Source organism: Bdellovibrionota bacterium (assembly GCA_040386775.1).
Lineage (GTDB): Bacteria > Bdellovibrionota > Bdellovibrionia > Bdellovibrionales > JAEYZS01 > JAEYZS01.
In genome coordinates this window covers 78,283-104,354 of record JAZKEU010000016.1, presented here as the reverse complement: position 1 = coordinate 104,354, position 26,072 = coordinate 78,283, and the positions used below count along the sequence as shown (strand labels likewise).

Genomic DNA, 26,072 nt, shown 5'->3' with positions numbered 1-26,072 from the left:
ATTAGGACGAGGTAAGCCATGGCATCTAAAACGAAAAGACTTGAATTGATCCGTAAAAACAGAAACACAAAAATGGGTCAAAAAAGAAAAGCAAAAAACCGCAATCAAGGTACAACTAAGACTAAAGAAGCTCTTTTCGGAGAAGAATAGGCTTTAGCTGTTTCTTTGTTACTTTTCTAATCTGCGCAGTTTCGATGGGGCGGCTTCTGCTTCGCCCTTCAATCTAAAGACAACTTCTTTTTCATAAACCACTTCGCTACTCATTGGTTTAAACTTCCATTTCTTAATTGCATCTACCGCTTCACCATCAAGTACGGAGTGCCCAGAGCTTTGCAAAATTTTTGTCTCTGTCACATCTCCTGTTGGAGAAACCGTGTATTGAACAATCGAAACACCTTCTAATTTTCTCAATCTAGCCATGTAGGGATACGTGTGACTTTTGTTGGATCCTTGAGGAATAAGCGTTGCTTCGGGATTGCCCACAGGAGTTCCATAACCTTGCTCTGTAGCTGTAGGACCGGTAGCTTGTGTCTCTGCTGGTGCAACGGCCTGTGTAGGAACAGGAGTTGGTTCGACTTGCGGAGCGGGAACAGCTTCAGGTGTAGGTTCTGCCGCCGCTTCTTGAACCGGTTCTTCAGGGATTGGCTCTACTTGCGGAGGAGTTTCAGGAATTTCGGTGGCGACTGGCATTTCTCCCTGTTTGTCTTCAACCACAGGTTCTTTCGTAGGAAGATCTTTAGGAAGGGGTTTGGATTCAGGTTTTGTAGCGACAGGTTTAGGAATCACTTTCGGTTTTGGCGGAACTACCGGAGTTGGTGCGGGAGGTGGGGGAGTTTTCTCAACTACGGCCACTTCCGTGGTTTCGCCTTTAGGCATATCGATATTCATTTCGATAGAAGATACTTCGCCTTTTGGTAAAGCATAATCTAGGGCTAAGCTTCCCAAGTAGTAAGCAACACCAGCGTGCAGGCCGATGGAAATAACTAGAGCCACTACCTTTGCATTACTCATTTTTTTCTGTTCGCTCATGATGACCTACAATTCTGTAAGAGAAATTACTTTTCTATTCTGAGAAGCGATAACTTCGGTTTTAATTCGAAAGACTTCTTGTAATTTTATATCATTAAGCACGGATTCGGTAGAGTTTTTGAGGAATATTGATTTCTTAAACAAGACCCAAGTCTGAGTTTCTGACAAATCGAGTGCCCAGTTGAGATCATGATTAGAAATAAGGAAAGTTCGACCTTGAGATGCCTGATTTTTGATAACTTTTTTTAATTTAAGAGAAAAATTCCAATCCAAGTGATTGAGAGGTTCATCCAAAAACACAATCGAAGATTTGTGTGAAAGTACCGCACAAATAAGAATGCGCTGTTTTTCCCCGGCAGAGAGAATCTCAAGTGGAGAAGTTAATAATTCCTTAACTTCAAAAAAATCTAAGAGATCTAGATTGAACCACTTAGAGTTCTTGCTCATGTAAAGATCAAGTAGATCATTTCCTGTGAGTCCAACTTGAAGATTCACCTCAGAGGATAAATAAATAGGATTATCTTCTGTGGAAATAATCCCTTTTTTTGCTGGAATTATTTGCGAAAGAGTTTTGAGTAAAGAGGTCTTTCCGGAGCCATTGGGACCAATGAGGAAAGTGATGGAGCCATTGGCTAATTCTCCGGAAATTTCTTCCAGAATATTTTTATCAAATCCTACGGCAAGGTTTTTAAAGCTAAGCATTTTTAACCGCCTTGTTTTTAAAACCATTGATCAGGAAATAAATTAAAATCGGCGCACCAATCAGAGCCATTAAGCTTCCAGCAGGGATCTCAATGTCCCTACTCATCAAACGAGAGAGAATATCAGAAATTAAAAATAATGCTGATCCAACAAGGGGTGCAACGACCAGAGTTTTGCCGTGTCTTTTTGTTTTAAGAATTGCATAGGTGATATGAGGAGCCACGAGCCCCACGAACCCCACAAGACCAGCAATAGAAACACTGATCGAAGTGAGTAAGCAAACCAAAATTATAAAACGCGTGCGAATTTTTTTTGTGTTGGTTCCAAGATTTACCGCGAGATCTTCGCCGATTAAAAATCTATCGAGATGGACTTTATTCCAGAGTCCATAAATCAGCGCAGCTGTGAAGAGCAGGAATAAATAAATCCACCAGAGATCGCGGGGCGACCCGACTTGGCCCATCATCCAAAAAATTGCCAATTGCATCTTTGAGGGTTCAAGAAGTGAAATAATCAGCGTAACAAAAGCTCCACAGAATAAAGAAATCATGACGCCCACTAAAATCATGGAATTGGATTTCCATAAATATTTTTTTTGAGAAAAACCAAGAACAAAAATAGTGATAATCACACAACCAATGATCGAACCAGCAGGGAGTGAGAGCCACACAGGCTGAATCCCGATGAGCAAGGCAATCACGGCACCGAGAGTTGCTCCGCCAGAGAGTCCAAGCGTGTAGGGTTCAGAAAGGGGATTATCCAAAATAGTTTGAAGAATAATTCCAGAATAACCGAGCGATAAGCCGATGGATACAAGAGCAAAAGTTCTTGGAACTCTTAAATCGGAAAAAATATATCGAATGGATTCATTATCTAAAGAGTTTCCAAGAAAAGAAAATAATTCTGTAAAAGAAATCTGCCCCGCGCCCGTTGCCAAAGAAATTACGATCAACAGAATGTTAAAGACTGCGATTAGGACATAAATCATTCCGCGGCCTTTAGTGGTTTCAGTTGGGAACAAATTTTAATAACTTCTTTTGGGAACCTTGGCGAGAGGCGACTCAATATATCTCCATCTCCTTGGATGATTCTTGCATTCTTTGTGACAGGATTGCTTTTCCAAAATTCTTTTACGGTATTAAAGTTTCCGGATTGATCGATCATACCGACAACCAGAATGATTTCTGGCTTCCTGTTCATTACGGCTTCGAGTTGAATTTTTTTATAGCCATCAAGATTATCAAATGTATTTCTAAATCCACATTTTTCAAAAGCTCTAGAGATAAAAGTATCATTGCCGGCAATATATATTGGGCTCTGGTCGACTTGGATCATAAGTTTTTCTTTTGATCTTGGTACATTTTCAAGTTTCGACCATTGAGTTTTCCAAAGAGAAATTATTTCTTGGGATTTTTTTTCGACTTTGAATAAAGCGCCAAGTTCTTTGAGCATATTTTCAAAATCATCGAGAGAACGTGATTCCAAAACAATAGTGTTGAGCTTGGCCTTATCCAAAGATTCTCCAATTGACGGATCTCCTTCTTTGAAAGCGAGAACATGTGTGGGATTTAGCCTTATGATTTTTTCTATGGAAGGACTGAGATAAGAACCGACGGATGGAATTTTTTTTGCTTCTTCTGGATAATTAGAAAAACTTGAAGTGCCAACAATATTTTTTTGTAAACCTAAATCAAACAGCACTTCAGTAATTGCAGGACTAAGGCTCACAATGCGAAGCTCGTCAGCTTGAGAGGGAATAGAAAAAAGTAGAACCAGACTAAAAAGACTGTTCTGCAAAAACGAAATATTGGGTTTTTGGTTCAGGATAGCCATAGGTAAATACTCTCTCTTTACCAAACAAATTTAGAACACCTGCTTTGAATTTCCAATCATTAAATCCAGATGTTCTTACTGTTAGGTCTGTGGTTGACCAGCTTCCGGTCTCATTTGTGCTATTGAGTTTATATCCACTCCAGAAGGTGTTGTGCAGTTCAAAGATAAAGGCGGCAAGTTGTGCGCCCACGAGAACATACACTTGATTTTTAGGAATTAGAGGCATGTTTTCGTCATTTAAACCGTTCTTAGACTCCATAATAGAGTAAGAAATCAATCCGTGATAAATCTTGTAATCCGTAGAAGCTTGGAGCTCGATTCCCTTGGTTGTCACATCTTGGACGTTTTCAAAAGAATAAGGAGAGGGAGTCGCAGAGTATTGGATAAATTCTTTGTAATCGATCTGGTATCCAGAAATTTTTAATTTTGTTTTTTTAATCAAGGTTTCCGCACCAATTTCAATCTGATTCGATTTTTCTACATCGAGATTGGGATTCCCGATCATAAATGGTGCATTTGAAAGTCTTTGTGTGAAATCAGGAATTCTTAAACCCTCAGAGTAAGAAGCCCAAATGACATAGTCTTTCTTGTCTTGCTTCAGTAAAATATTTTTAACAGATTCATTTTGATCTGGAAAAAATCTGAGTCCTGCTAATAAATATTCGCTTTCTGAAATTTGCGCTTTTAAAATTAATCCGTGTTCAAAATGTTCGTCATGAAGTTTGCTTGCGTTGACATAAAGACTTTCAAAATCATCTCTTGAAAAATCTGTAAATAGCTCGAGATTTGCATAATTTGAAACTTGATAGTCCGTGCTTAAAGAATGAGTGCTTTTGGAGGCAAAGTAATTTGTTTTTACCGCATTTTGAGTATTGTCATTGTCTGTTCTTGAATGACTGAGCTTGTAGTTTGCATTCCACAGGGAATTGATTTTTTGATTTACGTGAACAGCACCTAAGAATGCATTTCTATCGAAATCGACAACCTGACTAGCATCATAGGGAACCGGCCCAGGGCTTTTGCCCTTTTCTCTTGCGTAGACGAAGTGATGAGAAAAAGTTGTTTTAGAAAATTTATTTTCGCCGATGAGAGAGTATCTTTGTTTGCCGCGTTCGTTATCTATTCTTTTTGTTTCTCCAAGAGTTGGGTCGTCGTACTTGTAGTTTCCTTTGGACTCATCGAGGTAAACGCTTCCTTGTAGTGAATGTTTTTCAGATTGAAAAAGCGGTGATCCTAAAAAAACAGAAGGTTTATATGTAGACTCATATCCCAACCTTACGGTTGGAGAAGTGAATTTTCTTGGCTTTAGATTGATCGCTCCACCGACGGCATCGGATCCATAAAAAAGCGAAGAAGGTCCTTTTAAGATATCCACACTATCCACAATTTCTGTGGGAAGTAACAATGGATTTGCACCTAAGCCATCTTGTGCATTGATGGGAGTTCCATTGAAAAGTAAAAGGGTACGCGTAGCTCCACCGGATCCTCTGATTCTAATGGAGGGCGATCCGCTTGAAGCTTCACCTTGAGTTTGGATACCTGGATACTTATTGAGAGCATCGTAAAGTGATGAGCCCTGAACATCGAGAACATCTTGTGAAATGTTGTCCTTGGGCCAACCCTCAGATTTTCCGCTGAAAGATTCAATGGGAGTTGCCTCTACCACTTCTTGAGGTTGCTTCTCTACATCTTGAGCTTGAGCAGCAAACGAAGTGAATAGAATGACAGCGGTGAATAGTAGCTCTTTCATGTGGGAAGAGAGGTAACACTAAGACCTAGTTCTTGTCTATGCGTCTGAGATATTTTTTGGTAAAACGCCATCTTTTATATTCTGTGCAACAGTTTTGTGTGCATCTTTTCCAATGATCTTTTTAGCGTCTGCTAAAGGAAGCGTCGTAAATTGTGATAGATTGTCTTTTTTGTTATTTAAAACCTTCAAGTAAGACTCGTCGATGATGGCCTCGGCAAGTTTCTTGTCTTTAACGGCTTTTTTGATGGCTTCAAGTCCAAGCACATGGCTTTCGGGTTCGTTGCAATATAAAAGCATATTGGCGCCAACTTCGAGTGCTCTTGTTGCAATGGTCTCAACAGAATATTTATTTCTAAGGGCCTTCATATCGAGGTCATCAGTAATGATAAGTTCTTTGTATCTGAATTCTTTTCTCAAGATATCAGTGATGAAAATTTTTGATAAAGTTGCTGGCCAATCCGCATCGATCTTAGGAAATAATATATGCGCCGTCATAATCATCTGCGCACGCGCTCTCAATGCGCGTTTGAAAGGAAGCATTTCTCGACTCATAAGAGTTTCGAGATCAGTTTCTTTCTGAATGGGTAAATCGGTATGACTGTCTAAAAGTGTATCGCCATGACCGGGGAAATGTTTTGGGCACGGAATAATTCCTGATTTAATGTAACCACGAACTAGCGCCGAGGATAACTTTGCCACATGCTCAGCATCGCCACCCAAAGATCTATCTCCGATCACTTCGTTTTTTGGATTCGTTAAAATATCTGCACTCGGTGCAAAGTTCACGTTGATCCCGGCAGCTTTTAATTCTTCGCCCATATTCTCGGCCATCATAAAGGCCGTTGATGCAGAATCGAGGTCGCCTAATTTTTTTAGTGGAGGCCAGATTGTAAAAGGATTTTTAAGCCTTGCAACTCTTCCGCCCTCCATATCGATTCCGACATAGAGAGGAGATTTGTCGTGACGTTGATTTTTTAGAGAATGAAGTTCTGTCGTAAGTTGAACTAAGTTTTCTAGGCGAGAAGATTCATCTGTTGAAATATTTCTACCAAACAGAACTACGCCGCCGATATTGTTATCGATGATGAATTTTTTTTCTTCCGCAGTTAATGAAGTGCCTTTGAGGCCGATGAATAACAACTGTCCGATTTTATCTGAGACTATATTCGTCATAATTTACCTACTTACGTTCCGCTTTGTACTACTACTCTATTAGACCACTAGTTCTTCTTTGGATCAAGGTAGTCGCGTAGGCCATCTCCGAATAAATTGAATCCTAATACTAATAACACAATAGCTAGACCAGGGAAAAAGCTCACATGGGGAGCTTCGATAAGAATTTTTCTACCGGCATTAAGTAGCGCGCCCCACGTTGGTGTAGTTGGCGGTGCACCTAGTCCTAGAAAACTAAGAGAGGATTCAGAAATAATAGTTCCAGCCATGGCAAAAGATGATTGCACGACAATAGGCCCAACAAGATTTGGCCATACATGAAGGATCACAACGCGAAATGGATTTGCGCCTAAGGCTTTTGCAGATTGCACGTATTCTTTTGCTTTCAAGTGAAGCACTTCGGCTCTTACAAGCCTTGCGTAACTTGCCCAGCCAGTAATACACATTGCAAGAATCAAGTTGTGAATGGAGGGACCAAGTACTGCAACTAAGGAGATCGCCAATAAAAATCCTGGAAATGCATAAAGCATATCCACAATTCTCATAAAGAATTGGTCTGTTTTTCCTCCGATATAACCCGCCAGCGAACCTACGATCAATCCAATGAATAAACAAATCGCTACCACGCTGATGGCGACATAGAAACTGATTCTGGATCCGTAAACAACTTTTGAAAACACATCGCTACCATCTTGATCTAGGCCAAATAAATGTTGTGACGACGGCGGCTGATAGCGGTGCTCAAGAGACATAACATTTGGATCTTGAGTGGCAATAAATGGAGCAAAGATCGCCACCAAGAGCACAACAAGAACAATGGATCCGCCTACAAAAATCAAAATATTTCTTTTATTAAAAAATTTCTGCGAATTGCTTTTATTCATGAGAGCCTCACTCTAGGATTGGCGATAGCGTAAGCCAAATCCGTGAGAAGATTTACCGTAACGTAAGTGAACGAAATAAAAAGCACACAACCTTGAACTACGGGATAATTTCTTTGCTGAATTCCTTCATAGAATAAAGAGCCAATCCCAGGCCAGTCGAAAATTGTTTCGGTGATAACTGTTCCGGTCAATAAAGCACCGAATTGCAATCCTACGATAGTTATGATGGGGATGAGTGCGTTCCTCAGTGCGTGCTTAAATAACACTTGAGATTTTGGAACGCCTTTTGAAATTGCGGTTCTAATATAATCTTCTTTATTCACCTCTAGCATGGAGGCTCTTGTCATTCTCATCAGAATGGCGCTTAAAGATAATCCCAAACAAACAGCAGGCAAGATCACATGAAAGAGACCGCCGCGCCCGCTCACTGGAAAAATATCTAAGTAAATGGAAAAAATTAAAATCATCATTGGACCTGTCCAGAAACCAGGAAGGGACATCCCTAAAAGTCCACCAACAAGAACAGAGTTGTCCAAAAATCCATACTGCTTGATAGAGGCAAGAACTCCGAGTGGAATTCCAATCAACATAGAAATAAATACCGCAGCGAAAGCCAGTTCCATAGTTGCAGGAAGTCTTTCGCCGATCTCGCTTGCGACAGGTTTTTTACTATAAAGAGATTTTCCTAAATCAAATTTTGTAAGACCCAATAAGAATTTTTTGTATTGCACGCCGAGAGGTTGGTCCAACCCGAGTTCCGTGCGAAGCGCTGCTTTGTCGACGTTAGAGGCTTGGTCACCGAGCATGATATCAATTGGATCGCCTGGAACAAAATGGATCAGAAAAAATGTCAACGTCGCCACTCCTAAGAGCACCGGGATCATTAATAAAATTCTTCTGAGCAAATAGTTAAACATTATTGTTCCGAATTATTTTCTTCAATTTGTTTCTTAGGAGGCAAGCCTTTTCCTGGAGGAATTGTTGTTCCCTTCGGAAGAGTTGTCGAAGGTTCGGTAAACTCCACTTTCTTTTCTCCATCCGTCGGCGCCGCTTGTTCTTTTGGCTTTGCACTGGTTACACTTTTACTAAAATGACTGTCCGGAGGAACTGTTACAAATAAAGCTTTGATGCTTTTATCAGAAGAAGGAAATCCTTTTGTGGCCTCTTCTCTAGTCGCTGCCTTTAATTGTAGGCCAGTGACAGGTTGTTTTACCTGAAGGACCTCCCCAATAGGAGTGATATGGCTGATGGATTTTACATCTTTAAATCTATTAAGAACTTTGAAGGCCTCAACGCCGTTCATGGATTCCATTTCTTTCACGTCGACATAACCTTTAGATGTTTTTGCATCTTCTTCGGCAATGGCATCGTATTCAAGGGAAAGTCCGCTCTTCAATCCTGTTTTGTGCTGAAGAATTTTATAAACTAGGAAGTAAGAAAGAAAAACTTCTTTTGATTTTAATTTTTCTTGGAGAGTTTTGGTTTCTCCGCGCTCAGTGATTTTAGCAGTCATAGAATCGCCCTTGAAACTAGCATCGATAAACTTATTCGATTTACCAACTAATGTTGTGTACTGATAAGAAACGGGAGCAAAAGTATCGGAAGCGGTAGCGTCCACGCTCTCTGTGACATCACCGCCCAAGGCATTTGTTTTCATGAAGGATGTAAATTTAAATTGTTTTTTGGATTCGTTGAAATCATATCTTTGAACTAAGTAACCTACATGCTGTTGACCAGAAAGAATCTGGTACCAACCTTCTTGTAAAACTTTAGCGTGGGATGATTGTAGATTGAGGAAAGATGTGATGATGAGAAGTGATATGAATTTCATTCTGAAGACCCTTTCAAATGTTGCAGCTATAATTCTAAGAGAAGAAAATCACCTTGGCAACGTCCATTTTGTTCGAAATCCGAATTAATTTCAAACACTTGCATAACCAAATGTCTTCGTATAAAACGCCATAGATTTGGTCTAAAGTAAAAATATGGTAAAAGCCATATAAGTATGGTAAAATATATGCAGTTTGAATGGGATAAGGAAAAAGAAAAGCAGAATTTCTTAAAACATGGAATATCGTTTTCAGAAGCGGAAGAGATTTTTTCTGACGAACAAGGAATAAAATTAAAAGACATAAAACACTCAGAAAAAGAAGATCGATATTTTTGGGTAGGCAAGGCTTCAGATGGTAGGGTTTTAACAACATGGTTTGTAGAAAGAGATGACAAAATTAGAATTATTGGATGTGCAGAGTGGCGCAAAATGAGGAAATTATATGAAAATGCCAAAATTGAAAGATCTTAGAATAGACGAAGAAGGGACGAGAAAAATTAGAGCTGCAATGGCTAAAGTGAAAAAAGTCAAAATTACCGTTAATATTGATGAAGAAACAATTTTTAAGTTAAAAAAAAGATCAGAAGAAACAGGGATTCCTTATCAAAACTTACTCAATAGACTTTTAAAAGAAATTTTGAACAGAAGTGATAGTAAGCATACTTATGAATATAGACTGAGCAGGCTTGAAAAAGAAATTTCTCAATTGAGAAAAAAGAAGCCTGCTTAGAAAGTTATTTCGGATTATTTATTTCCAGAAGCTCCGCTCGAGGATGAGGTTTTTGGAGTTGCTGGTGCATTCGGGAACAATTTCAGTATTTCTTCGTTAGAAACTTTTGTTTTCTTTCCAGATTGGCATTCAGCTGTCTTTTTACAAAGAATATCCGACTCTAGAAGCGCCACAAACTTTCTTTGCATATAAGCGCCCATTAAAGATCTATCGTATTCATCTTCGATGATGCGAATGGCTTCGGCCATTTGGCTTTGTTGGAGTTTTAAATCTGTCATTGCAGACTGAACATCACTTCTTTTGATTTTAGAACGTAAATCCGAGATTTCTGTCGCGTGTCTTCTTTCATGTCTTTCGCTAAGAAGCTCTTGGCCTCTTCTTAGATCTTCTTCTTTCTTAATTTCTGCCGCTCTGTCTGCCGCTTCTTGCTGGGCTCTTTTGTCTATGGCGCGTTTAAGTCTCGCCTCTTCTTCTGCTTGTCTTCTTGCTAGCTCTTCTTTCTTTTTTCTAAAAGGTTTCGCTTTTTTATCAAGCTCTCTAATTCTTCTTTCAAGGGCGTCACTCGCGGCTTTGGCGCTGGCCAACTCTGCATTGGCTTGTCTTGCTCTATTGTAATTTTCCTTGAGAGCTGGAGTGTCTCCACTGAATGGTCCTGCACAGATTTCTTTTGTGTCAAAACCCAGAGTATTTATACAGCCGTCTTTTTTTCTGTAGATTCTTCTTTCTTCTTTTAATCTGTTAATTCTTTCGAGAGTTTCAGCGTTCGTAGATTTAAGTGAGGCGATCTGCTCTTCTAGCTCAAATAAATCTTCAGAGCGTTCTTCTTCTTGCATAGCAATCCTATTTTCATCGTCTGTAAGTGTTGTAACAATCAATTGATCCGCGGGAGAGGCCCCGAGTGGATGAGAAAATACTCTTGCAGGCTTTTCGACGGTAAACTCTTGGGCAAAGGTATTATTCGAAAGTAGGAAAAGAAAAATTAATGCGATAGCAGATTTCATAGCGTGGAACTCCTTGTAAGTTACTATTGTAATAGTCTCACCAGAAAATGGCTACGCCTCTTGGTCCTAAGTCTAGTCGATTATTAGTCTAGCACGTATCGCAAAATGAGAGCGGATACGTCATAATTTTTGAATGCTCCGGACACGCTTACATATACGACATCAAGGACCAGTATCGCCCCTAAAATCTGAACGGGGGCAGATGGCAATTTTTATTGCGCTGATTTTCCAAGTGCTATTTGTTTTCTTTGCCATGATCGTCAACGTGGGTTTGATCGTTCATGATAAAATCAATCTGCAAAACTCGGTGGATATCGCAGCTTATTATGCAGCCCAACGCCAGGCCGAAATGCTCAACGCCATTGCCCATCAGAATTATCAAATCAGACAAGCGTGGAAACTTTTGGCCTGGAGAATTCGAGTTCTCGGGGATTTAGGATACAAAGAGCATCCGATGCAATTGGATACAGGAAATTTATTTCAAGATGTGTCCGCATTTGATGGCGGAGTTTCCAATGGAAACGGCTTAATAAAATCCAAATGGCGACCGACTGTCTGCGTGAATCATGGTATCTGGGGTAGCATTCAAAATTTATGTTATAACAGCAAAACTGTAATTCCAGAACTTCCTAGTGTCCCCACTGTTAACCCATTCTTCCCTGCCAATTTTGGCATAGGTGCCGCAGTTAAAAGGCTTAAAGACATTGCTAAGGCAGACTGTGCGGCAACGGGGCCAGTGAACTTTGAATTGGCAATCAGATGGATAAAAGCATATAGAAATCAAGTCGCAAGCTCCAAGCGCATCATTAGAGAATATGCGAGATCTATGTCTGAAAATCCTTATGAATTTCGAGATATTAAAAAGAACAGCGTAAGGGGCGGAACGCTTAAAGTTTTGAAATACAATTTGACGAGGGCAAATTTAAAATCTTTGAATGAATCTGAAGATCAATTTCGATTTTTCAACTCATTAGGAACTACAGGCAAGAGTCAGGATTGGCTCAATGAAGTACCGATTTATCCATTGATTTATTATACAGATCTTGATGGTAAAGGCAAGGTCTGTCGAGGTGAAGCGAAGCCCATCACGGGTCGAGATCAAGAAAATCGACCTGTGCATGATTTGGGTAAAGATGATGTCGATGATTTTTTTAGAAACGAACCTCAACAAATTACAGATGATTATCATTCTATTTTTGGATTCGAGAAAAATCCATGGATGATGGCCTACGTGGGTGTCTATGCAGAAACAAAACCGAGAAAACCTTATTTACCTTTTGGTGACCCCATCGTATTGAGGGCAAAAGCCTTTGCAAAACCCTTCGGCGGAAGAATCGGTCCTTGGTATTATACAACTTGGCCCAAAGGAAAAAATTCTTCTTCTGGAAATCAAAAGGTAGATAATCTTGCGCCTCTGCCTTTGGATCCCAATACGGGGCTTCCGGAGCAATCCTCCTCAGGCGTGCTGGAGTTGGGAATACCGAACTATTCAAGATTTCCGGGAGACCCTCTTGGCTTAGTGTCCAAGGCCGCTCTTGCTCTCTTTAAAGAATCGATTACCTCCGTGGTTAAGAGTGGTGATTATTTAAATCCAGTTTTTTATAGCGGAACTCCCGCAAACGAAGATGGACTAGCCATGGCATCAGAGACAGATTCCACAAATGGGGAAATTAATAAATCTATTCCTAGCCTTGGATACAAAGCTCCATGGATCCGAGAAATAGAAGTGGCCGCGATTGCGCCAGATCTTTTTGATGCTACTTATTATTCGGTGGAAGTGAATGCCTTTGGTAACTATACAAAAAAAGGAATAACGGGAAATTATTTTAATGAAGAGACTGCTCCCTTAGATATCGGTAGTTACAATATTGCGACGATTGTGAACGTAGCTAAGCAAATGGAAATTTCAAGATCACTTGCTTCAAAAAATCCCACCATGAATTTCTGGATGATTAAAGAACCAAAACATCTTTTGACGGCATGGGCACCATCGGGTGCATTTTCTTATGATTTTCCCAAAGAATCTTTTGGAAATTGTTTTGATAGCCCACCATCTGTTCCTGTACCCGGAATGTGCGCACGCGGGGGAAGAGTGGGCTATTCGGTAAAAATTGTTTCTGAAGAATATTTAAAGTCAGAGAAATTGCCATTGGGAGGAGCCGGAGTGGTGGGGAGTCTTTCGAATCCTCCGCCAGCAAATTTTTAGAAGAGATTAACTTAAGGATTGAGGCTTGGTTTTTTTGCTTCGTAACGTCTGTGAATCATATTAAAAATATTATCTTGAGCAACACCAATTTGATCTGATCCGTATTTTTTTTCTAAGCCCGCAACACCGCGAGCGTCGCCTTTGTTCATAAGGCCCGCGAGATATTTATTCATATCGAAGGCTTTGTCATCGCTCCCGTAACCTGGGCCTGCTTTGGTTTTTCTTCCGCCACCACCGCCGAAGTCACCACCCATGTCTGCATACTTGGAAGCTTCTTTTAAAGCATCTGCAGCAAGGGCTCTTGCGTCTCTAATTTCTGCATCGGATAAGCCTAAACTTTTTAATCCGGCATCGCTACCTAGTGAGGATGATGAAACACTTCCGTTGGGTGTGTTCACCGAGTTGGTGTTGGCATCGTAAGTGTAACCTTGGTTGGCCAAATTTTCTAAGTTTCCATTGATGGTATTTTGAAGATTTCCAAAAAGTGCATCATCAGTATTACCTGGTAAAGTTCCAACATTCGTATTAGGAAGAGTTCCTCCGCCGTTCAGATTTCCACCATCGCCACCGCCGCAATAAGCGCCAACGCACTCAGAGGCATCTTTGGTTTTTTTTGCATCCTTAGCACCCTTAAGGGACATCGCTGCTTGCGCAAAAGCCAGAGCTGCCATTGCACAGTAGGGCCAAGCACTCGTACATTTTTTTACCCATGTTGTTCCGACAGTAGTATTGGAAATGGTTTGAGCCGCCAGGGCTCCAGTTGCTGCAGTGGCCGCCGCATTCGTGATATTTTCATTACCCGCGTACGATTGCGAACTAACGAAGATTGTAAGAACGAAGATTGAAATGATTTTTTTCATTTTATTATCCTTATGGCATTAGTTCAGGACGTTTTTCATTCAGTTTGCGAGTTACTTTTTGCCAATTTGTAAGTCCATTGGCTTTTGTAATTGTAGGATCACCATATCCGGCACTTGCAGGATTTCTTGTTGGATCTTGTTTTCCACCTGGCAAGAAAGCGCTGAGGTCGATGCCTTTGTCTTCGCCGCTTTTGCTGCCACCTTTAGCGCTGTTGCCTTCGCCGTATCCGCCACCACCAAAAAATCCACCACCAGCTCCGGCAGCACCACCGGTACCTGTTAAAATTTCTTTATTGAGAGGTTCATCACCGGAACCACCGCCACCACTGTCACCGAAAGCAGAACTTCCGCCACCACCAGCGTTAAATCCGCCGCCGCCACCATCACCTGAATTTGTATTTGCGGCTTTACCTTGAGCATCGACACCATTGAAATCGTAATCAGCTCCACCAATTCCATCATCATCTAAATTCAGCCCACTTGGATTACCAGATCCTGGAACGGGAGTTCCCGCATTTGCGCGACAGCTTGGAGAAAGTGGATTACTTAAACATGTACAGTATTGAACGTTTTGAGCAGCGTAGGCAGCGTTACTGCAGTTGTTGAGCGCGAGCTTACACTTCGGATGTTCCTGTCTACCAGGCTTCATACAGAATTGCGTACACTCTTCATCGTTATAAGCTTCTTGCCCGATGCACTTTCCGGCGGCAGCGTTTGCACACGCTGCGGAACCTGCGTAGGCAGTTGCGTTTTCAACGGCTTGCTTGCCTGCGAGGCCTGCGTGCTCATTGAAAGCATCACATTGTCCTGCCGCTTCAGGGTTGTCTTTCTTAGGATCACAAGTTTTTTTACAAGAGCTAATCGCCTTGTAGCAATAAGCAGAAACAGCTGCGTTGGATAGAGCGCCAAACCCATTTAGTTTTTGTGCAGCTTCGCACGCGTCTTTTGTTTTGCCGGCATTTATCAAAGACATCACTGTCGTCGCGGTTTGAATTGCGGCGGCACTGTATTGTGACCACTCGGCTCCGGTGCATTGTTTTTTGGTTTTTTTGAGGGCGTCTTCGCATTGTACTTGGGTGTCCTCACTGGCGCTTGCTCTTGCGCCCCCAGGACCAGCTCTTCCTCTCCCTTCTTCTTCACCGGCCACTTCAGGACTTGTTACAGCTGTAAAGCAGTCACTAGCAGTTAGACCTTGAGAGGCACCGCCTCTTATGCAGAGATCGTAATCATCGATTTGATTTTGATTAAATTGAATATTATTACAGCTAACAACTTTCCCAGATTCATCACGTATACATACAGTTTCAATAGCATTGGCTGCATTGAAAGATAAAGTCACAAATACAACAAATAAAAATTTTAAGGCTGAGGTATGCATTCTTAAGCCCCTTAGCTAGAGTTAAGAAACTTATCGGACTTAAGACTGTTTTATTTAAGGATTTTGTATCAAGATATAGCGATTTTAGCTGGTTTCAAGAGCAATTGTTGCGGGATTGTTGCTTCAGCTTGATACAACAACCTTTATTAGCTATTTAAGAAATATTTAAATATAAATTGATTATTATAGATCCACGATATTTTGTTTATTTTTATATCCTGGGCATATTTTTGGTTTTTTTGTTTCGTATTCCGAAATTATAAATGATTTTACATCATGGTATTCTGATTTTTTGTCACCATCATCGGGATAGTAAGGTGAATCTAAATATATGCATCTATGTAGAGTATTCATAATTGAAAACTCATACACAGTTCCAAGACCTTCACTTCTAATAAGTCCTTCTCTAGAGGGATCATAAGGGATTTTCCTTTTTCCTTCGGATATATGAAAGGATTCATGGATAATGCTTTGGTATAACTGATTTAAATCTAGTTTTTCGGATGAATTACAAACTCTAACTGAATTTTGAAATGCAGGAAGAAAAGGAATATACATAACATTTTTGATACAAGATTTAGAAATGCCTCTGGTCGGGTTCGCAACAGCTAAGGCTGCTTCATGTAAACCCTCCAACATCTTATCTAACGTTTCTTTTACTTCGCTATTGCTATCATATTCACTTATTGGATTTGACATAAAGTTATCTATGGATTTTAAGGCCATATTCTTTGCAATTAACAGGTTATTCTCAAAGTTATTTTTAGGAGGGTTTTGAACAATTAAAAAATTAGAATAGTCTTGAGCTAACCCAAGTGAAGACTGCAATAATAAAGTAAAAATAATAAATAGTTTTTTCATATCGATTCTACCTAGTACAAGTCTTATGCCATAAATAAGGGGCTTAAGTAATATGTAACTTATCTAGGTGAAAGGTTTACCGATTATTTAAGTGATTTTGGTCCCTTGTGACACTTTTCGCTCGCCTCTGTATAAGGTGTTTTCATTTTAAGATAAATTGCGCTGATTTTAACAAGATTTGTGAGATGCTGCGACTGTGGGTAAAGCTATAGTTACGGCTGTACCCACACCTAATACTGAATGAATTGAAACATCCCCACCCATTTTCGTAATAACTTCTTTGGTACTGCTAAGCCCAATTCCGGTTCCATTTTGTTTACCAAAGGTGAAGCCTTTAGAAAATATTTTTTGAAGGTTTTCAGCGCTAATACCCTTACCATTGTCGGAAACTATCAACTTATTTTCTGTACAAGAAATATTAATTATTCCGTGCGAATGTTCAACGGCTTCGATTGAATTTTGCAAAATATTTGAAATTACTCTTTCAAAATTGACTCGCTCACTTGATATAATAAATATACTTTCTTTTATATCCATATTAAATTTAATAGACGGGTTAGATATTATTTTCTCTTCGAGAAGTTCAAATAAGGGTAAGTTTAAAGAGATGAATTCGTTTTGCTGTACAGCAATTTGTTTTTTATAATCAGAAAGTAAATTATCTGCGATGTCCTGAATTCTTTGAGTGGCCCGTGCTATTAAATTTTTTACCTTGGAGCCATCCTCAATATGAGACAGGCAAGCTTGTAATGCAAAAACAGGAGCCCTAATATCATGAGCGACAGTAGTTGATAAATCAGCAAGTCGTGCTTTAAATTTTAAATCTTCTAAATTTAATTTAAGAGCATGAAGTTCGTTTATTCGATCAGTATTTTCTTTAAAGTAAAAATTTAATCTTTCATCTAGATCTATAATTTCCGAAAATTTTAACAAGCTTTTTTTATTTGTCGAAATGTCCGAGATAGATATATTTTTAACCGAATCGATAATATCTTTGACGATATATGAATATTTTTTAGATCCGTATTTAAACAAGATAATTATTGGAGAGGAGAACAACAATATAAGAAAAAGAATATTACCAATGCTGATGGTGTCATAAATAGAAAAAATAATTGATGTATTATTTTTTGTTTTTAAATGGAATTTTTTTGGAAAAATAAAATACAAGTCATATTTTGAATAATATATTTTTTTATCAGGCACATCAAATGAGAGCCGAGGGTCGCTACTAGCAATTGAGTGATCGTCATTAATAATAATCTGAACTTTAGCTAAGCCCGCACCTTCTCGCAAAGAGTAAATTTCTCTTTCAAGTTGGTAAATATCTCCCATCTCAACCAAATGTATAAAGTTACTCTTTAAAATATTAAAATAACTTAGATATTGCATATTTTTAATTGATACATAACTCGATATATAAACAATAAAAAATATAAAAGTACTTATTAGGATTAAAGGACGATGAATTTTTTGAATACTTTTAATGAAAAAAATATTAAGAGACTGTGGCATAAAATTTCTCTGTGTAATCAGCAAATAGTTTTAATTCTGTTAGTAATTCATTACCAAAATCTGTGTATTCAAGGTTGTTGATGGCATTTATGCCCAATTTAAAATCAAATAAAGATTCTTTTAAGCGATTTAAAAAGTAATTATTTTGTTCTATTCGCAGCGCCTGGTTTTGAATAATATTTAACATGAATTCACACATAAATGCTAATGCAACAACTGCGTGAAAGCTTAGAATCGCAGGGCGTGGTACTTTGCGTATTGGGGAGTAGATAAGTTCATTAAAATCGGAGTTAATAATTCTATCTGCATTTTGATAAACCATAAAGCTTTGATGACCAATCTCATGCGCAATATTGATTGCAAGCTCCTCCGCGTAGAATTTTGGTTTCTGAGGTAATCCTACAAATATACCACCTATATACCAATGTACGCTTCTGCCGACGCCATCAATTCTTACTTTATCTGTATGTTGGAACAAGGATATGAATTCCAATGCTAAAAAATCGAGTCTCAATTTGAATAACTCTGATAAATTAAGAAATTTTAAAGAGGCATCTACTATATTTTTAAATTTGTGTAGAGAATCTTGTTTTGTATCAATTTTAAAGTGGGTTTTAATCTTGTGTACTAGGCCAAAAGGCAGCTCTTCGCTTTCATAAAAAGCTTCACTAAGAATTTTAGCTGTTTCTAAAGAATGTATATGTCCTGCTTCACCAAATTCCAAATCCTTGGAGTACTGAGAGAAGTAAGAATATGCGTTTGGACAACTCATCCACGGGCGGTATTTTGCAAATTTCTTATTTAAAGCTGTTTCAGCATTTTTTAAAAAACTTTGCAATAATGTTGAGCTAATTTCTCTAGTAGCTGCAACACCATTATCACCTAATAAATATTTTCCATCGAATTTAGTCATTCAATATAACTTTCGAAAGATCTAAAGTTTGAGCTTTAAATTGATTTCCGATAGATTTAATGGATTTTTCTTGATAGAAAAATTCAGATTTAATTTCTAACATAGGAATCATAATTGCTTCGTCTGTAACGTGTTTCGATAAATTTTGAATCGCTTTTAATCTAGGCTTTTCATCCTTAGTATTTAAAGCGTGTGTATATAAATTTTCAAACGCTGAGTCATCTTTTGGACTTTCAAACTCGTAGGGTGAATTTTTACGGTAAGAAGCAAACATTAACAAGGGATCCAACATATTGGCGACTCTACCAGAAATAATAAAAGGACTAGATTTGGCAACATCTCTAGAAATAAATTTTTCAGAAGTTGCAAAAAATTCTACATTTAACCCAATCATTTTTAATTGTTTAGAAATTATGTCTAGCTTCTTTTGTCTTGATTCAGTGATTTTAGTCCCGCTAAACACGGGAATTTTTATTTTTTCGTTCTTTGGATAATTTTTTATTTTTTCAATATAAGATAATGATTTTTTGAGATCTGGATTATATTTAGTATTGTTGCGGCCCCAGATTAGAGATGTTAAAGGCTCATACGCAGGCTTTGCAGAACTATCTCCGGCGATAATTTCTGTCCTATCAATTGCATACATTACTGCTTTTTTAAAATCCTTATTACTACCAAGATCATTAACATTATTAAAAAATATGCCCCAGATCACCAATGGATATTTTGATTGTAATACTTCATATGTATTTCTATCTGGTAGTTCTTTAAGGCTGAGATCGTATTTAATTTTTTCATTATATTCGGTATGAAGAATAACATGTGAAGGGCCGTTGACATTTTTATCGATTTTTTCAATTTCAATAGAGCCATTTGCATAAGGCGTCTTAATTTTATACGGACCTGCGCCTACGGGAAGATCTTTCCAAAGCAAGTTATTGCTTTGGAGTGCCTCGCGAGGGACTAAAGAAAAATATGGTCTAGTTAAGACATAAATCCAAGTTGGGTTGAAATTTGTTATTTTAACGCTAACACTTCTGTCGGATTCAATTTTTATACCCTCGATAATACCAGATTCAAATTTGTCAGTAGGTTTAACCTTGTCAACACCTACAATATTATTAAGGTAAATTTGATAAAAAGATTTATTTTTAGAAAAAAACCCGCGAATTAAAGAATATTCTAAATCTGCACTTGTTGCTCTCCTTCCATTATGAAAATAAATGTTATCTTTTAATGTAAGAATGTATTTTGAGGATTTGAAATCCCAGTACCAGCTTTCCAACAGGGATGGCTTGAGCTTAAGATCTTCGTCGTAATCAACTAATAAGCCTAAAACCGCCTGTTGAAACGTAGATAAAACTTCTGCTGGAGCGTTTTCGTCATAGGGTGGCTTGCCTGTATACCCAAGAAAAAAATTGATTTTATCCATTTTTGCTCCAGCAATAGTTACATTAAGAATAAGTAGTAGGTTAATGAGAAGAATGATCATTGCCTTGAAAAATTGGATTATTATCACAATATTGATTAAAGTTCCCGCACTTCACATTCTTCTTAAGGTTGTCTAAGCTCGTGATTTTGTTTTTTGCCATATGCGGTTTATATTTTGTTTCATCTTTTGGTTGCTCAGCTTTTACGGGTATTGATTTAAAGCTCGTTGCAAAAAACAAAAACCCCAATGTTATTTTTAATAATTTTTTCACGTTCATTTGTCTCCCTTTGGTCAATGTTAAATTTCCATATAGCCAACATAGCAATAAAGAGGCCAATCAATCAAAAGAGCTTTTAAGTTTTAATTTTTGCTCAAATCCAATACGATGATTTTTGCCAAAAATATCATTTTTCGAATTTGAAATATTTATATAAAATTTGTTTATAAGGGCTTATTAAGGGCATTATGATACCAAGATATTCTGTTTGAGTTTCAAAACTTTTAAACAACGAAAGAACAATCTCTACAATAATGGGGGCAGCTTGGCCATTTCTCTTTTTTATTTATCTACATTTTTTAGCTCGGTTGGGAGCTTGATATTTCAAATTTGTTTAATTGGTTTCATGATGAAAAATAACTATCCGATTCTAGATATGAGTTTAGTCATAGGATTTACTAGACTCTCGACAGTTGCTTGCCAGTTTTTTGGGGAGATATGGGCGATAGGTATTCATCAAAAAAACTTCTGATTATAACTGAGATTGTATGCGCAACTCTTTCGTATGTTATCTTGGTTCTATGGAAAAAGGGACCAGAGTTATTTTGGTATTTTATTATTTTTTCATCGTTGCGTGCAAGTTTGATTGCTATTCAAAACGGGCCAAGAGGAAAGTTAACAAAATTATTTTCCAATGAAAGTTTGCAATCGAATATAAATACAGCGGCCTGGCTTAATAAGGTTACTCATGGCTCTTTTTTAATTGCATCTATTCTTAGTATTTATTTACTTAACAATTTTAGTTTTCGAGAAGTCATATTCATCGACATGTTTAGCTTTTTAATCGGAGGAATCTTACTACTCTTTATTGCAGATGATGGTTCTTTTAAGAAAAGCGAAGAAAACTTTCTCAAAAAATTTACTTATTTATTTAAATATACCAAAGCTTCAGAAATCTATGATCTTTTGTTGGCTTTATCCGTAACGGGATTAAATATGCTAACAGTTAGAATTGTTGGAGCAGATCACAATAAGATTCCGTATTTCTACGCAATTTACGGTCTATGCGTTTGGCTTTCTGGTGCTTTTAAAAATACTGTTTTTTTCAAAAGTACAATTACCTGCATTGGCTGGGCATGGCACTAGCGTTTGCTTTTATATCAACTCAAGTGGGATCAAACGTTTTGCTGGTAGGTATTTTTCTTTTATATTTTAGTTATTGGAGTATTTTTCATTTAATCACAGCAGAAATTCAAAAGAATACTCCTCCTGAATTTATTGCGGGCGTAGTGAGCGCAAGAAACATTTTAATGCTATTGGTAATTGCTTTAGGGGAGTTTGCAGTGGGCTTTGTTTTCAGCAAAGTATCAATTACCACAGAATTAATTATTAGAGGTGCGTTTTGCGGAATGGTTTTCTTGTTTGCCGCCAAAAGGTTCAATAAAAATTATATTTAATTAGTAAAGAAAATTAACAATGCAATCAATTTACGATTCAAAAAATTTAATTAGACCTAGAATTTGGAAAAATAATTCTAAAGCCACTCAAAATTGTATTTTGATTATTCCCGGAGGCCCGGGACTTAGTTCGGATTATCTAATAGATCTATCTCGCAATATTTTTAAAGCAACATCAAAAAACGTTGTTTTAATGGATTTACCCAATCATTACAAAGTCGATTCAAAAATTATTTTAAATTATAAATCTAGTCAGAAAAAATTTTTAAATTTATTTCTCTTCTAGAAAAAAAATATTCTTTTAAAGTTGAGACTATAGTGGCACACTCTTTTGGCTGCCATATGGCGATAGATTTAATGTATAAAAGGCACTCTATTCGACGGGCACATCTAGTATCCTGTCCAAAGTTTGACAATATACGATTTGAATTAAAAGATTTAATTAGAAAAAATGATTTCCAAATCAAAACCGAATCAGATTTCATTATTTTATAGAAGAGAATGATACCTCTTTATTTTTTCTCTAGAAAATTCTCAAGGTTAAGCTTGATTCAAAAACTTCTTGGATAACTAATGGAAGCCAAATGAACGGGAGAATATTTGCGTTAGAAAATTTAAAAAGAATAAGAGCGATACAATTAAAATTATTTTTTCATGATGGTTTAAAAGATCCTTTATATATAACAAAAGATTATGATCTTCTTAAAAAGGGCCTTAAGAAATCTCATTTTTGTTTATTGGAAGAAAAAAAATTATTTATGAGGCGATTAAATATTATTTGACATAAACTTGTTCTATAAAAATTAGTTTTATTAAAAATATCAATCAAAATCAATAATTTAACTATGTTCAATATAATGGACATAAATACCGATAAAGTATATAATGAAACTTATGAAGTTAGATTTGCTAAAAGACATGATGAAAGTTTATGGAATGAAATCCCTTGCAGAGAAGGCTGGGGTTTCTCGCACGTCTTTGTATAATTTCTTACATGGAGAAAATTTTGAGGGGAATACCTTGGAAAAAGTTTCCGTTGTATTGAATGTCGAATTGGCGGTCGTTGGGAAAACACCTGATTACGAAAGTGTTTGTAATCACCTAGCCTATTATAAAGCACCTCTTTTATATGACAAGTCAGTGCCTGTAACAATGAGCTTAGAAGAAACCACAAAGTGGGGTCTGAAATTTTCTAAAGATGATGGGTTGCTCGACTCAGTTATGCCGTTCTTTTTGCTGAAGAATTTTAAACTATTTAACAGGGCTCGATTGTTAGCTCAAATGGATGCAGAGTATTTATATCAACTTCTTGGCTTTTATTTGGAATTAGGAGCTGAATACAGAAAAAATAAAAATATAAACGAATTTACAAATTCTTTTTACGAAAAGAATTTTTTACCTTTATACATGAGCAAGGAAAAACCTTCTCGTAGAGCTTTAGAGGTCCTAAAATCAAAGAATAATTTAGTAGGAAAAAAATGGAATGTTTTTTCTTTTGGCTCGCTAGAAGATTATTTTACACGATTTAGAAAGTGGGAAAAATTTGTTTAATAAAAAAATACTTGATCAGATAATTATTGAAGCTGATAAAAATTTAACCCAAAAGACAGATCTAATTCTAATTGGAGGCGCAGCAGTAGTTGTAAAGTATCTTAGCCCGAGGGCGACTATAGACGTAGATACCTACGCAACTATATCTCGCGAGTTGGAAGTTGCATGGGAAAAGGCAGAGCAGAAAGTAGGATTTCAAGTTCCGCTATCAACATCTACAGTTGCAGAAGGACCCCACGGGATGGAGGATCGATTTGTTCAATACCGAGAACTTTCATTAAAATATTTAAATATTCTAGTTCCAGACCCCTCTGATATTGTACTAATGAAAATTCCTCGTTGTTTCGGTAAAGATCGTGATGATATTAAGCACCTTATTCATCACAACAAAATTTCTAACAAAAACTTACTTAATAGATTTCTTACCGAAATGAACCACATTACGGGTGATAGAGATACTTTAATTAGCGACTATCTTCTTGTCATAGAAGAAAACTATGGAGCAAAAATTGCTGATAAACACGAAAGCTCTATCGGCCACAAGAAGCGAGGCAAAGGCTAAGTCCCATTGAAAGCATGCGTTAGCCGCAGAAACTTCCAATTCGCGTTAATTACAATTGAAACAACCCAACCTGGTAGCTCTTTAATATTTAGTCAAAAGTCCTCATTTATGATGGAAATTAAAATATTTTGAGTTAAAAATACCTTATGGAAAAGATACTTAAAGCATATCAACATCTAAGATCTGGCGTTTACTTTGTAGAATCACTTCCGCTAATTGGAGTGAATTATCTCTTAAAAAATAAAAAGAATCGTTATCCCGTTACTCAGGCTGATATTGATTATCTGACGAAGTCTGTAGATAAGCTTTTTGAATACGATTCTCAGTGTATCGAAGAAAATATTTATCCTGCCAGCGTTCTTGCTCCTGGAAATCCGTTTGTGCACTTCAAGAATCTTCAAAAAGTTTATTTGGATGTGTTGAAAGTCGCTTACAGAAGAATCAATAAAAAAACTAAAAGCTTTTCTAAAGAAGCCCAGAAATTTGCAGAAGATCTTCCAGAATACTATCAACGAAATTTCCATTTTCAAACGGACGGATATCTCGGCGAAACCTCTGCGCAAATCTACGATCATCAGGTGGAATTGCTTTTTAAAGGCACAGCTCATGCGATGAGAAGGCTCTTTTTAAAAGACATGAAAAGACACTTCGGTACGAGATCCAACAAGAAGCTCAATATTCTCGAAATCGCCGTTGGAACGGGAAGTGCAACCGACTCTGTTTTAAAAACTTTTCCAGAAGCAAAGATCACATGCCTTGATCTTAGCCCAACATACTTAAAAACGGCGCAAGAAAATTTAAAAAAGTATCCTAGTATTAACTTTGTTCAAGGCCTTGGTGAAGATCTCCATTTTAAAGACGAAACTTTCGATGCTGTCTACAGCGTTTACTTATTCCATGAGTTGCCTAAAGAGGTGCGTGAGAAAGTTGTTGCAGAGTCTCTAAGAGTTCTTAAAAAAGATGGATACATGGGAATTGTAGATTCATTGCAGATGAATGACGACCCAAAGTTAAATTGGACAATTCAGGAATTTCCAAAAGACTTCCACGAACCATTCTACAAGAACTATATCGATAACCCGATGGAAAATATTGTTCCAATGGGCGCCGAGCTTACTCGCAAAAGAATTGGGTTTTTAACTAAGGCTTTGTCTTATAAAAAACTCTAAAAAATAATCGTATCAGAAATTTCGGAATTCTCGGCAATGATTTGATCATCAAGGATGACAACGTTTTTTAGAGAGCAGCGCTCCTTGATCACGGCATTCTTTCCGACAACTAAAAACCCTTCAAGTGTGCAGTCATTAAAAAGAGTAAAATTTTTATCGACAAATAGATATTCGAGGTTATCGTGCGGCGGAAGTTTTAGATCAATGGACAAATCATTCAAACGGCTTTCAGGAGTGTATTTTTTTAATAATGAAGTTAAGAAATTAGAATATCTTTTTTCTTTTAAGAACCTCAGCACGCTCTTAGTGCAATCTAGAAAATCTTTTTGATTTCCCGTCTCAAAAAAATGCCCGGTAGTTTTATAGATATGAACCTGATGACCTTCTCGCATCGCAGTCTTTAGAGAATCAAAAAGCTCAGAAGGACCTTGCGGTAGAAATTTAAAAATTTCATCAGATAAAATTCTAAAGCCAGTAAAGTGATAGCCCTTTGTTGCATTGGCGGGCTTTGTTTTGCCGATATCGAGAACTCGATCCTCGTTATCCACCCAAACACCGCCGAACTTTGTTCCAACATCAGGATGTTCCATAACAACGAGGGTAGCGATCGGTTTTTTTAACTTATGATTCTTTTCCGCAAGCTCAACAAAATTGTCATCCGACAAGAATACACAATCACCATTCGCAACCCAGAAGTAATCGTCACCCTCAAGGCTTGGGCGCACACTCTCTATTCCGCCCCCAGTTCCGAGAACCTCTTTCCCGTCACTTACGAATTTAAGATCTGGATCGAATTTTGAGAGAGTCTTTTGCAATTCATTTTCTAAGTGGAAAGTATTCACAACGATATTATTAAAATTCTTCTTATCAAAATAATGAAGGGAATAAAAAAACATTGGCACATTCAAAATCGGAAGAGCTGGCTTTGGAATTTTCTCGGTTATAGGCTTTAATCTTGTGCCAAGTCCTGCGGATAAAATTTGTAAGTTCATCTTAAAGACCCTCTTGGGTATTTGGC

At 37.6% G+C, this 26,072-nt stretch carries 29 protein-coding genes; 11 read left to right on the top strand and 18 right to left on the bottom strand.

All coding sequences use genetic code 11. From position 1 onward, the window contains the following. Positions 1–18 precede the first annotated feature (18 nt). Positions 19–150: a hypothetical protein gene (locus V4596_09910; GenBank protein ID MES2769448.1), complete on the top strand. Its 132-nt coding sequence runs from the start codon at positions 19–21 to the stop codon at positions 148–150. A gap of 18 nt (positions 151–168) precedes the next feature. On the opposite strand, the gene V4596_09905 is transcribed toward V4596_09910, so the two are convergent. Genes V4596_09905 through V4596_09865 form a run of 9 tightly spaced genes read right to left on the bottom strand, consistent with a single transcriptional unit; the run spans position 169 to position 9,202 of the window. Then, positions 169–1,029 carry an energy transducer TonB gene (locus tag V4596_09905; GenBank protein MES2769447.1) on the bottom strand — a complete coding sequence of 287 codons (861 nt, stop codon included), beginning with the start codon at positions 1,027–1,029 and terminating at the stop codon, positions 169–171. Positions 1,030–1,035: 6 nt separating this feature from the next. Beyond that, positions 1,036–1,731 (bottom strand): ABC transporter ATP-binding protein, encoded by a 696-nt coding sequence (locus V4596_09900; protein ID MES2769446.1) that lies wholly within the window; start codon positions 1,729–1,731, stop codon positions 1,036–1,038. Further along, the gene (locus V4596_09895) at positions 1,724–2,719 is read right to left on the bottom strand and encodes an iron ABC transporter permease (protein ID MES2769445.1); all 996 of its coding nucleotides are present in this window, start codon (positions 2,717–2,719) and stop codon (positions 1,724–1,726) included. The genes V4596_09900 and V4596_09895 overlap by 8 nt, the downstream gene beginning before the upstream one ends. Then, positions 2,716–3,564, bottom strand: a complete 849-nt coding sequence (locus V4596_09890; protein MES2769444.1) for a helical backbone metal receptor — start codon at positions 3,562–3,564, stop codon at positions 2,716–2,718. Before V4596_09890 ends, V4596_09895 begins: the two co-directional genes overlap by 4 nt. Further along, positions 3,509–5,314: a TonB-dependent receptor gene (locus tag V4596_09885; protein ID MES2769443.1), complete on the bottom strand. Its 1,806-nt coding sequence runs from the start codon at positions 5,312–5,314 to the stop codon at positions 3,509–3,511. The genes V4596_09890 and V4596_09885 overlap by 56 nt, the downstream gene beginning before the upstream one ends. 36 nt (positions 5,315–5,350) lie before the next feature. Then, positions 5,351–6,487 carry a beta-N-acetylhexosaminidase gene (gene nagZ / locus V4596_09880; protein ID MES2769442.1) on the bottom strand — a complete coding sequence of 379 codons (1,137 nt, stop codon included), beginning with the start codon at positions 6,485–6,487 and terminating at the stop codon, positions 5,351–5,353. Positions 6,488–6,534: 47 nt separating this feature from the next. Then, positions 6,535–7,371, bottom strand: a complete 837-nt coding sequence (locus V4596_09875) for an ABC transporter permease (protein ID MES2769441.1) — start codon at positions 7,369–7,371, stop codon at positions 6,535–6,537. Continuing rightward, a complete protein-coding gene (gene nikB, locus V4596_09870; protein MES2769440.1) occupies positions 7,368–8,288 on the bottom strand; it encodes a nickel ABC transporter permease in 921 nt (306 codons plus the stop codon). The genes V4596_09875 and nikB overlap by 4 nt, the downstream gene beginning before the upstream one ends. Next, positions 8,288–9,202, bottom strand: coding sequence for a hypothetical protein (locus V4596_09865; GenBank protein MES2769439.1), 915 nt, complete (start codon positions 9,200–9,202; stop codon positions 8,288–8,290). The genes nikB and V4596_09865 overlap by 1 nt, the downstream gene beginning before the upstream one ends. A 174-nt stretch (positions 9,203–9,376) precedes the next feature. Between V4596_09865 and V4596_09860 the strand changes: the two genes are divergently transcribed. Then, on the top strand, positions 9,377–9,673 hold the full coding sequence (locus tag V4596_09860) for a BrnT family toxin (GenBank protein MES2769438.1): 297 nt from the start codon (positions 9,377–9,379) through the stop codon (positions 9,671–9,673). Continuing rightward, positions 9,645–9,932, top strand: a complete 288-nt coding sequence (locus tag V4596_09855; GenBank protein ID MES2769437.1) for a hypothetical protein — start codon at positions 9,645–9,647, stop codon at positions 9,930–9,932. Before V4596_09860 ends, V4596_09855 begins: the two co-directional genes overlap by 29 nt. 14 nt (positions 9,933–9,946) lie before the next feature. Here V4596_09855 and V4596_09850 read toward each other — a convergent pair whose 3' ends face one another. Next, positions 9,947–10,933: a hypothetical protein gene (locus V4596_09850; GenBank protein MES2769436.1), complete on the bottom strand. Its 987-nt coding sequence runs from the start codon at positions 10,931–10,933 to the stop codon at positions 9,947–9,949. A gap of 202 nt (positions 10,934–11,135) precedes the next feature. On the opposite strand from V4596_09850, the gene V4596_09845 reads away from it, so the two are divergent. Further along, positions 11,136–13,139: a pilus assembly protein TadG-related protein gene (locus V4596_09845; GenBank protein ID MES2769435.1), complete on the top strand. Its 2,004-nt coding sequence runs from the start codon at positions 11,136–11,138 to the stop codon at positions 13,137–13,139. An 11-nt stretch (positions 13,140–13,150) separates the two neighbouring features. On the opposite strand, the gene V4596_09840 is transcribed toward V4596_09845, so the two are convergent. The 7 genes from V4596_09840 to V4596_09810 all read right to left on the bottom strand — a co-directional run bounded on the left by V4596_09840 (position 13,151) and on the right by V4596_09810 (position 20,369). Beyond that, positions 13,151–13,999, bottom strand: a complete 849-nt coding sequence (locus tag V4596_09840; protein MES2769434.1) for a hypothetical protein — start codon at positions 13,997–13,999, stop codon at positions 13,151–13,153. A gap of 10 nt (positions 14,000–14,009) precedes the next feature. Next, positions 14,010–15,377, bottom strand: a complete 1,368-nt coding sequence (locus V4596_09835) for a hypothetical protein (GenBank protein MES2769433.1) — start codon at positions 15,375–15,377, stop codon at positions 14,010–14,012. Between the two features lie 183 nt (positions 15,378–15,560). Then, positions 15,561–16,238, bottom strand: coding sequence for a hypothetical protein (locus V4596_09830; protein MES2769432.1), 678 nt, complete (start codon positions 16,236–16,238; stop codon positions 15,561–15,563). Between the two features lie 168 nt (positions 16,239–16,406). Continuing rightward, positions 16,407–17,630: a HAMP domain-containing sensor histidine kinase gene (locus tag V4596_09825; protein MES2769431.1), complete on the bottom strand. Its 1,224-nt coding sequence runs from the start codon at positions 17,628–17,630 to the stop codon at positions 16,407–16,409. 106 nt (positions 17,631–17,736) lie between these two features. Further along, positions 17,737–18,666 (bottom strand): hypothetical protein, encoded by a 930-nt coding sequence (locus V4596_09820; protein ID MES2769430.1) that lies wholly within the window; start codon positions 18,664–18,666, stop codon positions 17,737–17,739. Continuing rightward, positions 18,659–20,098: an ABC transporter substrate-binding protein gene (locus tag V4596_09815; GenBank protein MES2769429.1), complete on the bottom strand. Its 1,440-nt coding sequence runs from the start codon at positions 20,096–20,098 to the stop codon at positions 18,659–18,661. Before V4596_09815 ends, V4596_09820 begins: the two co-directional genes overlap by 8 nt. Positions 20,099–20,138: 40 nt before the next feature. After that, complete coding sequence (locus V4596_09810; protein MES2769428.1) at positions 20,139–20,369, bottom strand: hypothetical protein; 231 nt, start codon at positions 20,367–20,369, stop codon at positions 20,139–20,141. 423 nt (positions 20,370–20,792) lie between these two features. On the opposite strand from V4596_09810, the gene V4596_09805 reads away from it, so the two are divergent. The 7 genes from V4596_09805 (at position 20,793) to V4596_09775 (ending at position 25,054) form a co-directional block, all read left to right on the top strand. After that, positions 20,793–21,461: a hypothetical protein gene (locus V4596_09805; protein MES2769427.1), complete on the top strand. Its 669-nt coding sequence runs from the start codon at positions 20,793–20,795 to the stop codon at positions 21,459–21,461. Then, a complete protein-coding gene (locus V4596_09800; GenBank protein ID MES2769426.1) occupies positions 21,452–21,772 on the top strand; it encodes a hypothetical protein in 321 nt (106 codons plus the stop codon). Before V4596_09805 ends, V4596_09800 begins: the two co-directional genes overlap by 10 nt. 19 nt (positions 21,773–21,791) lie before the next feature. After that, entirely contained in the window at positions 21,792–22,058 is a 267-nt protein-coding gene (locus tag V4596_09795; protein MES2769425.1) for a hypothetical protein, read from the top strand. A gap of 298 nt (positions 22,059–22,356) precedes the next feature. After that, complete coding sequence (locus V4596_09790) at positions 22,357–22,554, top strand: hypothetical protein (GenBank protein MES2769424.1); 198 nt, start codon at positions 22,357–22,359, stop codon at positions 22,552–22,554. A gap of 154 nt (positions 22,555–22,708) precedes the next feature. Continuing rightward, on the top strand, positions 22,709–23,323 hold the full coding sequence (locus V4596_09785) for a hypothetical protein (GenBank protein ID MES2769423.1): 615 nt from the start codon (positions 22,709–22,711) through the stop codon (positions 23,321–23,323). Then, complete coding sequence (locus tag V4596_09780; GenBank protein MES2769422.1) at positions 23,316–23,885, top strand: DUF6036 family nucleotidyltransferase; 570 nt, start codon at positions 23,316–23,318, stop codon at positions 23,883–23,885. Before V4596_09785 ends, V4596_09780 begins: the two co-directional genes overlap by 8 nt. 146 nt (positions 23,886–24,031) lie before the next feature. Further along, positions 24,032–25,054, top strand: coding sequence for a class I SAM-dependent methyltransferase (locus V4596_09775; protein ID MES2769421.1), 1,023 nt, complete (start codon positions 24,032–24,034; stop codon positions 25,052–25,054). Here V4596_09775 and V4596_09770 read toward each other — a convergent pair. Beyond that, a complete protein-coding gene (locus V4596_09770; protein ID MES2769420.1) occupies positions 25,051–26,046 on the bottom strand; it encodes an NDP-sugar synthase in 996 nt (331 codons plus the stop codon). The genes V4596_09775 and V4596_09770 overlap by 4 nt on opposite strands. Positions 26,047–26,072 lie beyond the last annotated feature (26 nt).